The sequence below is a fragment of the Iocasia fonsfrigidae genome, from assembly GCF_017751145.1.
GTDB lineage: Bacteria > Bacillota > Halanaerobiia > Halanaerobiales > DTU029 > Iocasia > Iocasia fonsfrigidae.
In genome coordinates, this window is sequence record NZ_CP046640.1 from 3,352,878 (window position 1) to 3,365,599 (window position 12,722).

Genomic DNA, 12,722 nt, shown 5'->3' on the forward strand with positions numbered 1-12,722 from the left:
TATATATATTATATCTTACCCATATGTATATTGTCAAATAGGATACTTATATTTTCATAGTAAGAGAAATCCTTTTTCTCTTTTCATCAACAGCCAGTATCTTAACCGTGACTATATCACCAACATTTACAATATTAAGTGGGTCTGTTACATAGTCTGAACTCATCTCCGATATATGAACAAGACCATCTTCTTTAACACCAATATCAACAAAAGCACCAAAATCTACTACATTGCGTACTGTTCCCTGGAGAGTCATCTCTGGTTTTAAATCTGCCAGACTAAGGACATCTGTCCTAAATATAGGTTTAGGCAGTTCCTCTCTGGGATCACGCCCTGGCTGTTTTAAGGCCCTGATAATATCCCTCAGGGTGGGAATACCTATCTCCAGTTCTTTAGCCTTATCAACAATGGATATCCTGGATAATTTTGATCTCAAAAGATTAAGCCTGTCTTTATTCCTGATATCTTCCGGTAAAAACCCTAAGTCCTTTAACAGTTCCCTGGTAGGCTGATATGATTCTGGATGGATAGGGGTTTGGGCCAGAGGATCATCACCATTATCAATTCTTAAAAACCCAGCAGCCTGTGTAAATGTTTTAGCACCAAGACGATATACCTCTTTTAACTGACTCCTGGTCTTAAAAACCCCATTTTCCTCACGATATTTAACAATATTTTTGGCTACACTACTATTAATACCTGCCACATACTGCAGTAATGATTGAGAAGCAGTATTTAAATCAACACCAACATAATTAACAGCTGATTCAACAACCTTTCCCAGGGATTCTACCAGCTGTTTTTCATTGACATCATGTTGATAAAGCCCTACTCCAATGGAACGGGGTTCAATCTTCACAAGCTCAGCCAGTGGGTCTTGTAATCTTCTGGCAATTGACACTGCTCCTCTCATTGAAACATCAAGTTCAGGGAATTCCTCGCGGGCTATCTTTGATGCTGAATAAACAGAAGCGCCTGCTTCATTAACAATTATATACTTTACCTCAATATTTATCTCCCTAATTATTTCCACTATAAATAATTCTGTTTCTCTAGAAGCAGTACCATTACCAATAGCAATCGAATTAACACCATGTTTTTTTAACATAGCAGTTATTTTTTTCCTGGATGATTCTACATCATTTTGTGGGGGATGAGGATAGATAGTTGCCGTGTCAAATAGTTTTCCAGTCGAATCAATAACACAGACCTTTGAACCTGTTCTAAAACCTGGGTCTATCCCCATGACAACATGTCCCTTTAAAGGTGGTTGCAATAATAGTGATCTAAGATTGCGTGCAAAAACACCGATGGCATGTTCATCTGCCTGTTCAGTCAACTTACCTCTGAGCTCTCTCTCTATCGATGGGGCTATTAACCTTTTATAACTATCCTCTATAGCCATCTCTAACTGCTGTTTAAATACATCCTGGTCTGTTATAATAATTTCGTTTTTTATATAATCCAGGATCATTTCATCTGGTGTAAGGACCCTTACCTGTAAAACACCCTCCTTTTCTCCCCTGTTTAAAGCCAGAACCCTGTGTGGGGGGAGTTTTTTTAATAATTCACTATACTCATAGTAGATCTCATATTTACCCTGTTCATCAAGCCCTTTATCGGTACAGCAGCTTTCAATTATTCCCTGCTCAAAGCTATCATGTCTAAGCTTTTTTCTTATTTCTGCATTATCAGAAACCATTTCCGCAATTATATCCCTGACACCCTGATAAACATCACTTATACTCTCTATTTCTAATTCAGGATTTATATATTCCTGAGCTAATTCTTCAAGGTTAACTACTGTATCTTCCTGTTTCCAGATTAACTCTGCCAGTGGCTCCAATCCCTTTTGACGAGCCTTACTTGCCCTTGTTTCCCGTTTTTGCCGGTACGGGCGATAGAGGTCTTCAACTTCCTGCAAAACAGTAGCCTTATTTATCTTATCTGCTAATTCCTCTGTTAATTTATCTTGTTCATCTATTAAGCGGATAACCTCTTCCTTGCGTTTTTCCAGATTACGTAAATACTCCAGGCGTTCTTCAATCTCTCTAAGCTGAGTCTCATCAAGTCCACCAGTAACTTCCTTGCGGTACCTGGCAATAAAGGGAATAGTATTACCCTCATCAAGCAGAGCTACTGTTCCCTTAACCTGTCTATCCTTAATACCCAGTTCATCAGCAATTATACCAATCAATTCCTTCGCCATCATATCCCAACTTTCTATTCTTTTTCCTCCACTGGAATTATTAATAATTCCCCGGGTTTTACCAGTCCAAGTTCCTTGCGGGCAATCTCTTCAATATAGGACGGGTCATTTAGATAGGCCAGTTCTTCCTTTAATTCAAGATTTTTTTGGCTGGCCATTTCTATCTTTTCTTCCATCTCCTTGATAGCAAATCCTATATCCTTTATTTCTTTATAATTTGTATAAAAACTATATCCTGTAAATATTAGTAATAAAACTAATATTAGTTTAAAACCCCTGGAAAAAACAAAACTTTTTAATGCCTTCATATAAAAACCCCCTGGTAAGCCTATACTACCTCTTCCTAATAACTTTTTTAAAACCCATGCAGCTTATGAAACCTAAAAACATTGACAGGATTACAAAAAAACGCAGTTCTCCCCAGTTAGCATAAATTAATACCAGAAAACCAACTACTGCAGCTATGATAGAAAAAAAGAGATCTAAAATGTTCATATAAATAGATTTTAGATTAATCCTGTTTAATAAATACTGGTAAAGAATAAAACCAATCCCAATCAAAATACCCAACAGAAACATCATCACAAAAGTATATAATTGTTGTGATAAAAAAACCATTCTAAAAATCCCTCCTTAAAAAGACCACTTTTATTATATGCCTGAATGAGGGATTTTGTTAAAATTATTATTCAATGTATAACTTCTACAAGAGTATTAATATTCCTGCATTCAGAAATATTCTTTATCACTCATAATTATTAATTAAATATAATATTAATTAATAAGAAGCAGTGCGAAAGGGGGTAACAAAGTGAAAAATCAACAAGATACAGGAAAAGAAAATATTGCTGCACATAGTTTTTCTCTAAACAACCGCAAACAGCTTAATATGACAGGGGTTAAAGAGGTCGTTACCTTCAATGAAAACAAGGTCATTTTACAGACTACTCAGGGTAATCTATCAATAAAAGGAGAAGATTTAAATATACACAACTTAAATTTAGATGATGGCAGTGTTAAAATAGAGGGTTATGTTTCATCACTGGAATATACTGATAAGATAAATAGTAAAGGATTGCTTAATAAACTCTTTAAATAAGTTTTAAATATTATTTTATAAAGCTAGAGCGGCCTCCCGGCCGCTCTTGTTTAGGTATTTATCTGGTGCTTTTCTAAATAATTATTTCCTCAGTTTCAGCATCAAATACATGCATTTTATCAGTATCTACAATCAACTTGACATTATCACCAACTGCTGCCTTACTCTGAGCTTCAACCCTGGCAATCATGGAATGTTCTGCTACTGTCATATAGAGATATATTTCTGAACCCATCGGTTCAACAACCTCTACAGAAGCCATAAAAGAATTATCATCATTAGCTTCTTCAGGATTAAGACTGGCATCCTTAAGGTCTTCAGGACGAATACCAAATACTACATCTTTACCATTATAGTCTTTGAGTTCTGGAGCCTTATCTAAAAATCCACCTGGTATCAGGACTTTAAAGGAACCAGCACCATCAAGATAGTATTTATCACCCTCTTTTACCACTTTAGCATCAAAGAAATTCATCGGTGGTGTTCCAATAAAACCAGCCACAAACATATTAGCCGGATGATTATAAATTGTAATTGGGTCATCTACCTGTTGAATAAAACCATCACGCATAACAACAATCCTGTCGCCCATAGTCATGGCTTCTCTTTGATCATGTGTAACATAAATAAAAGTTGTTTGTAATCTATTGTGAATCTTACTTAATTCAGTACGCATCTGATCCCTCAATTTGGCATCAAGGTTAGAGAGGGGCTCATCTAAAAGGAATACCTTTGGTTCACGAACAATAGCCCTTCCTACAGCCACACGCTGTCTCTGACCACCTGATAACTGTTTTGGTTTGCGGTCGAGCAGATTCTCTATCCCCAGAATTTCAGCAGCTTCATGTACACGCCTGTCTATCTCATCTTTGGGAAATTTGCGTAATTTGAGTCCAAAAGCCATATTATTATAAACATCCATATGTGGATAAAGGGCATAATTTTGAAAAACCATGGCAATATCCCTATCTTTAGGTGGGATATCATTAACAACTGTATCCCCAATCTCAATAGTTCCACTACTTATGTCCTCTAAACCAGCAACCATCCTCAAGGTAGTTGTTTTTCCACAGCCTGAAGGCCCCACTAATACCAGAAACTCCTTATCTTCAATCTCCAAATTTGCCTTATTAACCGCTGTTACCTCATCATATTTTTTGGTAACATTTGTCAAAGTTACACCAGCCATAATAAAATTCCTCCTTAAAATTATTTTTATTTTACAGGCGGATTAGATGATTTCCGCACTTTTAAAACCGGCTCCAGTACCTTTATAGATTCTTCTAAATCATTATTATCGAGTAAATCTATTAAATATTGAGCAGCCAGTCTTCCTAATTCTTCTAAGGGTTCTGCTACCACTGTAAGTGGCGGATTAATAATTGAGGTTATAATACTTTCCCCATAACCAACCACTGCAAAATCATCTGGTATAAAATAAGCCCCCATTTTGACTGCCTCAATCAGACCTACTGCAAGCAAATCACTTGTCACAAAAAAACCCTGCGGCAATTCACTTAATTTTGTGATCTTAAAAAAACTATCATAACCATCTTTCCTTTTACCAGTTGTTTCAATAATATATTCTCTTTTTACCTTAATACCCTTTTCCTGATGTGCCTGGAAATAGCCATTTAATTTCTCAGATTCAAGGTAATCTTCAGAAGAACCCATTATAATAGCAACCCTTTTGAGACCTTGATCCAGTAAATGTTTAGTTGCCAGATATCCCCCCATAGCATTATCCACCAGAACAGTTGGAATCAAAATTTCTTCAGACAGACAATTAACCAGTACTATAGCATCTTCCTTATTAAGGGCTGTTCTCAAAATATTTTTATCTGCCAATTCCCCACCCAGAATAATAGCCCCATCAACACGGTGCTTACTCACCAGGTCAAGATAAGCCTTTTCTCTTTCAAGGTCATTATTGGTATTACAGAGAATCACCTGATAATTATTTTCATTGGCTATATCCTCAACCTTCTTAATGATTTCAGTATACCCGGGTGTGGTTAAATCTGATAATATAAGGGCCAAGATATGTGTTTCCTTTTTGGCCAGCCCCTGTGCCAGTTGATTTGGTTTAAAATTATATTCTTTGACAATATTAAGTATCTTTTCTTTAGTCTTTTCACTAACACCTGGTTTATTATTTATTGCCCTTGATACAGTTGATTCAGCCACACCAGCCATCCTGGCAATATCTTTTAATGTCAAGGGCATTAAAAAATCTCCTCCTTAATCAAATATCAACTTACAGATATAACTCATTAAATGTATTATATATTAAGTTTAAATATTTCGCAAGCGCTTGCAATATCATCCGCAAGCGCTTGCGGATGACCAAAATACTATATATTCCTTTTGCTCTATTTTCCTCTCTTTTCCTCAAGCTTAGGAATCTTTTTATTTGAGAACAAAATGGCTCCGCCACCCTACTGCAACTCAGAATCCCCTTCTGTTTTACGGTAGGGGTATTTAATATAAGATGATTCAAAAACCATCTTTGTAAGACATTCAGGACATGCCACTCCAGGCATTTCCCCTTCTTTCAATTTTTGAACCATTGCAAACTCATCTACTACAAAATCAGGTACATGATCATCCATCCCACACTTTGGACATCTATAAACATACCATTCTTCTTGGTGGTCCGGGGAATGGAATGGTAGTTCCCAGTTGTCTCGCTCTTTTTCGTCTTTCAATTCTAGGATCCTCCTCCCATGGATATCTTTTTATATGTCGTCCATTTTCATCTGTATGTTCAAAATGATAAATAAAATCATGTTTAGGACTCCATATCTCATATAATACCATCTCCGAACCACATTTCCTACATATTAATGGGTCTCTATCAAAACTTTTTATAATATTTTCTCGCCATCTCATTACTCTTTTTTTCTTTTCTACCACTATTAGTTTTAACTGTCTTTTCTTCATGTATTTCCATAGTGATACTATCTTTTTTACTTTTTTATTAAAACCTCTACTATATAACCCATATCTTCTTACCATCTTAAAATACTTTTTAGGTACATGCATTATCAATCTACCTATAAAGTCTAATACATCAAGCAGTAATTCTTTTCTTTTTTTCGTATTATGGTCTTCATACCAAAACCTTACCTTCTTACCATCATACTCTAGTATTCTATATTCAGCCATAGCTGGACGTGCTAGATATCTACCAATATATCTAGTTGCACCTCTAGCATTAATTAGTCTAGATTCAGCATTTACATAAAATCCATTAGGATATTTTTGATACAGTTCTCTTACTAAATTCTGAACCTTTAAGTCCTCTTTGAAATACTTTCGAAATATATTAAGTAATACTTTCTGCCATGACTTTCTTAAATATGGATATGAAATATATCCAATATGCTTCCACTGCTTATATTTATCTAATGCTCCTTCTGTTAATAGAGCATGGATATGAGGATTAAACCCTACATCCCTCCCAAAAGTATGAACTACTGTTATTACTCCAACTTGATATTCTTTTTCCTTTGATTGTTTATCATAGTAATCTTGAATTAATTCATTTACTGCATCGCACATATCTTTCAATAAATCTCTATGCCAATATACATACCCTCTTAATTGTTCTGGTAATGTAAATACTAAATGTCTATGACTTGTATCAAGTATATTCTCTACTTGTTTCTCAACCCAATTATCTATATATTTCTTGCCACATCGTACACAAAAACGACTTTTACAGCTAAATCCAATTATATGCTCATGACCACATTCAAGACATTTATATAAAGTATATCCATTTTCAGGATTTCCACAACCCAATGCCCTTTCAACCTGTTCAATTACATCATCTATCATATCAGCTGGAACCACTTCTGATAATCTGTTATCTTTAAAGATTTTCCAGTTATTATTATGAGTAAATATTTTTTTAATCGTATGTTGTTTTTGTATCTCTTTTCTTTTCATAATACTTATTAATTCTATTAAGTTATCCACAAACCTGCTTAACACATAATTTCCTATACCTGAACAAAATGGCTACGCCACCCTACTGCAACTCAGAATCCCCTTCTGTTTTACGGTAGGGGTATTTAATATAAGATGATTCAAAAACCATCTTTGTAAGACATTCAGGACATGCCACTCCAGGCATTTCCCCTTCTTTCAATTTTTGAACCATTGCAAACTCATCTACTACAAAATCAGGTACATGATCATCCATCCCACACTTTGGACATCTATAAACATACCATTCTTCTTGGTGGTCCGGGGAATGGAATGGTAGTTCCCAGTTGTCTCGCTCTTTTTCGTCTTTCAATTCTAGGATCCTCCTCCCATGGATATCTTTTTATATGTCGTCCATTTTCATCTGTATGTTCAAAATGATAAATAAAATCATGTTTAGGACTCCATATCTCATATAATACCATCTCCGAACCACATTTCCTACATATTAATGGGTCTCTATCAAAACTTTTTATAATATTTTCTCGCCATCTCATTACTCTTTTTTTCTTTTCTACCACTATTAGTTTTAACTGTCTTTTCTTCATGTATTTCCATAGTGATACTATCTTTTTTACTTTTTTATTAAAACCTCTACTATATAACCCATATCTTCTTACCATCTTAAAATACTTTTTAGGTACATGCATTATCAATCTACCTATAAAGTCTAATACATCAAGCAGTAATTCTTTTCTTTTTTTCGTATTATGGTCTTCATACCAAAACCTTACCTTCTTACCATCATACTCTAGTATTCTATATTCAGCCATAGCTGGACGTGCTAGATATCTACCAATATATCTAGTTGCACCTCTAGCATTAATTAGTCTAGATTCAGCATTTACATAAAATCCATTAGGATATTTTTGATACAGTTCTCTTACTAAATTCTGAACCTTTAAGCCCTCTTTGAAATACTTTCGAAATATATTAAGTAATACTTTCTGCCATGACTTTCTTAAATATGGATATGAAATATATCCAATATGCTTCCACTGCTTATATTTATCTAATGCTCCTTCTGTTAATAGAGCATGGATATGAGGATTAAACCCTACATCCCTCCCAAAAGTATGAACTACTGTTATTACTCCAACTTGATATTCTTTTTCCTTTGATTGTTTATCATAGTAATCTTGAATTAATTCATTTACTGCATCGCACATATCTTTCAATAAATCTCTATGCCAATATACATACCCTCTTAATTGTTCTGGTAATGTAAATACTAAATGTCTATGACTTGTATCAAGTATATTCTCTACTTGTTTCTCAACCCAATTATCTATATATTTCTTGCCACATCGTACACAAAAACGACTTTTACAGCTAAATCCAATTATATGCTCATGACCACATTCAAGACATTTATATAAAGTATATCCATTTTCAGGATTTCCACAACCCAATGCCCTTTCAACCTGTTCAATTACATCATCTATCATATCAGCTGGAACCACTTCTGATAATCTGTTATCCTTAAAGATTTTCCAGTTATTATTATGAGTAAATATTTTTTTAATCGTATGTTGTTTTTGTATCTCTTTTCTTTTCATAATACTTATTAATTCTATTAAGTTATCCACAAACCTGCTTAACACATAATTTCCTATACCTGAACAAAATGGCTACGCCACCCAGACTTAATCAAAACATCAACTTTCTTAACTCAAACTATTTATTACCCATAGTTAATCAGCAAACTACTAACCAGACAAATATATTTGTTGGACGACTCTAGAAATTATCCGCAGGCAGGACGCCGAAGGAGAATTTCTAGACAGTAAGCGGAGGTAGGACACCGCAGCGCACGACAAGGGAAACAAATATATTTGTCGGTCTTCAAAGTTATCCACAATTCTGCAAATCGCATAATTTATGGTAGTATATAATAAAATTGACATTTAACGAAAATTAGCATTCTAAATATAGAAAAGCATAGGTAACACCAAGGAAGTAATACCTATGCCTAAGACAAAAATGTCTTCTATCTTTTAATTTTCAATAACTTAATACTATATGGTTTTTTCCCTCATCTGACTATTTGTATGATACATCGTTATAAAAACTACCATAATTAATACTATTCCTTTAATTCCTTCTGCCAGCACTCCACTAACATTAGCTAGAGTTAAGCCATTTTCTAAAATACCTACTATTAAAGACCCAATAAATAATTTGTAAATTTTTGAAGATGTGCCACCTGTAACTGGAATACCTCCTGCAAATAATGCTAACAATACCTGTAGTTCAAAAAAATTACCCATCCCAGGGTCAACCCCACCAATTCGGCTTAAAGTAAAAACCCCTGCTACTCCAGACATAATTCCAGACATAATAAAGGCTAATATTTTCATTTTGCCTACTGGAACACCACTATATTGGGCTTTTACTTCATTAGCACCTATTATTTTTGAATAATAACCCATTTTAGTATATTCAAAAAAGTAAGCTATACTAATAATTAATCCTATAAATGTTGGAAATAATATATTGAAATTACTAAAAGCAAAAAGTTCAAATGGTATATATATTACTGTACCCTGACATAGGACAGCAACCAGAGCCCTAATTGCAATTAGTAAACCAAGTGTACAGGTAAGTGATGAAACTTTAAATTTGCTAACCACAACACCATTAATTAAACCAACTAATCCCCCAACTAACAAAACAGTCGGTATGATTGCCAGTAGACCATAATTATTAACCACTATACCTGTTAAAGTCGCTACTAACGCCAAGGTAGAACCCTGAGAAATATCAACACTTCCCTGTGCTACTACAAATATCATTCCTAATCCGCCTATCATAATTAATACCGTTTGATTAAAAATAGCTAACAAATTATTTGTTTTCCAAAACTTCCCACCAATAATTAAACTAAATAAAATTAGTAGTAGTAATAAGCCTATAAAAGGTACAATTTGTTCAAACTTTTTTTTCATTATATCATCACCTCAACAATTGAGTTTTCACTAAACCCTTCATTTCTATTAAAAACTCTTTTCACCTTACCTTCTTTCATAACAATAATTCTATCAGATATACCTATTAATTCCGGCAATTCATCAGATATTAATATCATCGCAATTCCCTGTTCTTTCGCTGCCACAATTCTGTTATATATATGCTTTTACTCCTACATCTACACCTCGGGTAGGACAATCTAAAATCATGATCTTATTGTCCTTTACCATCCAGCTGCCAATACTAACCTTTTGTTTATTACCTCCACTAAGTTCACCTACATTTTGTTCAATATTATTAGCTTTTATTTGGAAATTGTCTAATATATTTTGGGCAAATTTTTTCTTCTTGACAGGACTTATAAATCCAACAACACCTTTTAATATATCTATCGAAGGTAAACAGATATTTTCTTTGATGCTTGCTGCTAACATTAAACCTTCATCATCACGATCTTTAGGCACATAGGAAATATCATTATTTATTGCACTAAATATATCAGTAATATTATCCTGAGAGTATGGAAGGTATATCATTCCATCGTCTGCTTGAATTAATCCAAATAAAGCCTTTCCTAAAATATGTGTTCCACTCCCATTTAAACCAGCTAATCCCAAAATCTCACCCTGATAAAGAGAAAAATTGACATCTTCAAATTTATTATTATAAGACAGGTTTTTTACTTCCATAACTACTTTTTGTTCTTTATTTTTATTCTTTTCTATTGAATCAGATCTATGATACATATTTTTAATATCTCTTCCTACCATCAACCTTTTTAAACTATCTTCATTTAGAGAACTACTCTCCACAGTATCTACTACTTCACCATCTTTCATAATAGTAATCTTATCAGCAAGGTCGATATTTTCCTGTAAGTCATGAGATATAAAAATAACAATTTTCTTATCTTTTTTTAACTTCTGAACCAATTCATAAAAAAATTCACGTTTATCCTGGGATAAGGCAGCAGTAATTTCATCAAAAATTATAATATCTGGGTCACCTAATAAAGCTCTAGTAAGTTCGACCAGTTTCTTTTCTTCCACTGATAAATCACGTGCAATAATATTAACTGGAATATTATCTATCTTCCATTTTTTTAATTCTTTTTCAGCAGATCTATACAATTCCTTTCTATTTATAATTCCTTTATAACTAAACTTCTCTGTTTTACCCAGAAAAATATTTTCAGCCACAGTTAAGTTCTGAACAAGTCCTAGCTCCTGTACAACAATACTGACCCCTTTACTATTGGCATCAACAGGACTTTCAGGATGGTATTCTCTACCATTCTTATTCATTTGACCTTCATCACTATTTAATATACCTGCTATAATAGATGAGATGGTTGACTTCCCGGAACCATTTTCTCCTACCAATCCTCTTATTTCACCTTTATCAAAAGAAAGACTAATGTTCTTGTTTGCGTGGGTTGGTCCAAAGCTTTTACTTATATTTTTTATTTGAAAGTAATTACTTTTGCTCATTTGACAACACCCCTCACATTTTTCTGAGAAATTCCAGCAATCACAACCACACTAAGACCTAAGATAACTTCCTGCCAGGTACCGGAGGGTACTCCTAATAAAGTTAATGTGTTAAATAACGCCGATATAGAGATTGCTCCAATGGTCGCACCAATAACTATATTTAATGTATTTTCCATTGCCTGTGCCATTAAAAAAGCAGCTAAAGGTTGAAAAATTAAGGCAATACTAGACAAGCCCGTTAAAGGCATTACCCGTCCTGCATAACTCTCATTTATTGCACCAGCTAACCCAATAAATATTCCACCAATTAGAACTGCATAGATTTTAGCCTTTTCTACGTTAACACCCATTTTACTTGAAACCTCTTCATTACCACCCACTGCCTTAATATTTAATCCTATAGAAGTATAATTATAAAGAATATATGCCAAAACAAATCCTAAAAACCAAAAAATAATATTGTAAGGTATTAAACCAAGTGCACGGACTTTATCTCCTAAATGAACAATTTCTTGTCCGTTTTTCACACACAAAAACGAATAATAAGCAACAGCAGACTCATAAATCATGGCCATCGCCAGACCAGTAACCCATGAAGGTATCTTCAGTTTAGAAAAAACCTTGCAATTTATATATTCCAATAATAATCCCGTTATTAGTCCTCCACTTACTAAGCCCAGATAACCAAATTTTAACCCCAAAAAACCAGCAACAGTAGAAGCTACAACCATTACTGCACCTAAAGATAAGTCCATGATATCTGCTTTAAAAATAAAACATAAAGCCCATACAATAAATGTGGGAATAATTGCATGACTTATAACAACACGAATATTTGATAAAATAAGGAATTTACCAGAAGTTATTATATGGAAGAATAACATAACTAATATATAAATTATAAATAATCGTATTTTTCTAGACATATATTTTTTTCATCCTCTCTTTTTTTAGC

General features: G+C 33.9%; 14 protein-coding genes. 1 reads left to right on the forward strand and 13 read right to left on the reverse strand.

Annotated elements, in window-relative coordinates:
• Window positions 1–46 precede the first annotated feature (46 nt).
• The 3 genes from GM661_RS16085 to yabQ are packed head-to-tail and all read right to left on the reverse strand — an operon-like array spanning window position 47 to window position 2,830.
• Window positions 47–2,215: a Tex family protein gene (locus tag GM661_RS16085; protein ID WP_330165225.1), complete on the reverse strand. Its 2,169-nt coding sequence runs from the start codon at window positions 2,213–2,215 to the stop codon at window positions 47–49.
• Window positions 2,216–2,226: 11 nt separating this feature from the next.
• Complete coding sequence (locus tag GM661_RS16090; RefSeq protein ID WP_230867725.1) at window positions 2,227–2,520, reverse strand: FtsB family cell division protein; 294 nt, start codon at window positions 2,518–2,520, stop codon at window positions 2,227–2,229.
• A 25-nt stretch (window positions 2,521–2,545) separates the two neighbouring features.
• Window positions 2,546–2,830 (reverse strand): spore cortex biosynthesis protein YabQ, encoded by a 285-nt coding sequence (gene yabQ, locus GM661_RS16095; protein ID WP_125986168.1) that lies wholly within the window; start codon window positions 2,828–2,830, stop codon window positions 2,546–2,548.
• A gap of 193 nt (window positions 2,831–3,023) precedes the next feature.
• Between yabQ and yabP the strand changes: the two genes are divergently transcribed.
• The gene (gene yabP, locus GM661_RS16100; RefSeq protein ID WP_230867726.1) at window positions 3,024–3,311 is read left to right on the forward strand and encodes a sporulation protein YabP; all 288 of its coding nucleotides are present in this window, start codon (window positions 3,024–3,026) and stop codon (window positions 3,309–3,311) included.
• Window positions 3,312–3,384: 73 nt separating this feature from the next.
• Here yabP and GM661_RS16105 read toward each other — a convergent pair whose 3' ends face one another.
• The 10 genes from GM661_RS16105 to GM661_RS16150 form a co-directional block, all read right to left on the reverse strand.
• The gene (locus GM661_RS16105; RefSeq protein WP_125986172.1) at window positions 3,385–4,500 is read right to left on the reverse strand and encodes an ABC transporter ATP-binding protein; all 1,116 of its coding nucleotides are present in this window, start codon (window positions 4,498–4,500) and stop codon (window positions 3,385–3,387) included.
• 26 nt (window positions 4,501–4,526) lie between these two features.
• Window positions 4,527–5,537 carry a LacI family DNA-binding transcriptional regulator gene (locus tag GM661_RS16110; RefSeq protein ID WP_230867727.1) on the reverse strand — a complete coding sequence of 337 codons (1,011 nt, stop codon included), beginning with the start codon at window positions 5,535–5,537 and terminating at the stop codon, window positions 4,527–4,529.
• A gap of 212 nt (window positions 5,538–5,749) precedes the next feature.
• Window positions 5,750–6,019, reverse strand: a complete 270-nt coding sequence (locus tag GM661_RS16115; protein WP_230866727.1) for a hypothetical protein — start codon at window positions 6,017–6,019, stop codon at window positions 5,750–5,752.
• Window positions 5,940–7,295, reverse strand: a complete 1,356-nt coding sequence (locus GM661_RS16120) for an IS91 family transposase (protein ID WP_230867103.1) — start codon at window positions 7,293–7,295, stop codon at window positions 5,940–5,942. Before GM661_RS16120 ends, GM661_RS16115 begins: the two co-directional genes overlap by 80 nt.
• 52 nt (window positions 7,296–7,347) lie before the next feature.
• Window positions 7,348–7,617 carry a hypothetical protein gene (locus GM661_RS16125; RefSeq protein ID WP_230866727.1) on the reverse strand — a complete coding sequence of 90 codons (270 nt, stop codon included), beginning with the start codon at window positions 7,615–7,617 and terminating at the stop codon, window positions 7,348–7,350.
• Entirely contained in the window at window positions 7,538–8,893 is a 1,356-nt protein-coding gene (locus GM661_RS16130) for an IS91 family transposase (protein WP_230866728.1), read from the reverse strand. Before GM661_RS16130 ends, GM661_RS16125 begins: the two co-directional genes overlap by 80 nt.
• A gap of 429 nt (window positions 8,894–9,322) precedes the next feature.
• A complete protein-coding gene (locus GM661_RS16135) occupies window positions 9,323–10,252 on the reverse strand; it encodes an ABC transporter permease (RefSeq protein ID WP_230867728.1) in 930 nt (309 codons plus the stop codon).
• On the reverse strand, window positions 10,252–10,419 hold the full coding sequence (locus GM661_RS16140; protein ID WP_230867729.1) for a hypothetical protein: 168 nt from the start codon (window positions 10,417–10,419) through the stop codon (window positions 10,252–10,254). The genes GM661_RS16135 and GM661_RS16140 overlap by 1 nt, the downstream gene beginning before the upstream one ends.
• 7 nt (window positions 10,420–10,426) lie before the next feature.
• Window positions 10,427–11,764, reverse strand: a complete 1,338-nt coding sequence (locus tag GM661_RS16145; protein WP_230867730.1) for a sugar ABC transporter ATP-binding protein — start codon at window positions 11,762–11,764, stop codon at window positions 10,427–10,429.
• The gene (locus tag GM661_RS16150; protein WP_230867731.1) at window positions 11,761–12,693 is read right to left on the reverse strand and encodes an ABC transporter permease; all 933 of its coding nucleotides are present in this window, start codon (window positions 12,691–12,693) and stop codon (window positions 11,761–11,763) included. Before GM661_RS16150 ends, GM661_RS16145 begins: the two co-directional genes overlap by 4 nt.
• Window positions 12,694–12,722: the final 29 nt, after the last annotated feature.

Excerpts from the sequence above, each read along its gene's own strand:
- GM661_RS16085 (WP_330165225.1), bottom strand. The coding sequence starts at position 2,215 with ATGATGGCGAAGGAATTGATTGGTATAATTGCTGATGAACTGGGTATT.
- GM661_RS16090 (WP_230867725.1), bottom strand. The coding sequence starts at position 2,520 with ATGAAGGCATTAAAAAGTTTTGTTTTTTCCAGGGGTTTTAAACTAATA.
- yabQ (WP_125986168.1), bottom strand. The coding sequence starts at position 2,830 with ATGGTTTTTTTATCACAACAATTATATACTTTTGTGATGATGTTTCTG.
- GM661_RS16105 (WP_125986172.1), bottom strand. The coding sequence starts at position 4,500 with ATGGCTGGTGTAACTTTGACAAATGTTACCAAAAAATATGATGAGGTA.
- GM661_RS16110 (WP_230867727.1), bottom strand. The coding sequence starts at position 5,537 with ATGCCCTTGACATTAAAAGATATTGCCAGGATGGCTGGTGTGGCTGAA.
- GM661_RS16135 (WP_230867728.1), bottom strand. The coding sequence starts at position 10,252 with ATGAAAAAAAAGTTTGAACAAATTGTACCTTTTATAGGCTTATTACTA.
- GM661_RS16145 (WP_230867730.1), bottom strand. The coding sequence starts at position 11,764 with ATGAGCAAAAGTAATTACTTTCAAATAAAAAATATAAGTAAAAGCTTT.
- GM661_RS16150 (WP_230867731.1), bottom strand. The coding sequence starts at position 12,693 with ATGTCTAGAAAAATACGATTATTTATAATTTATATATTAGTTATGTTA.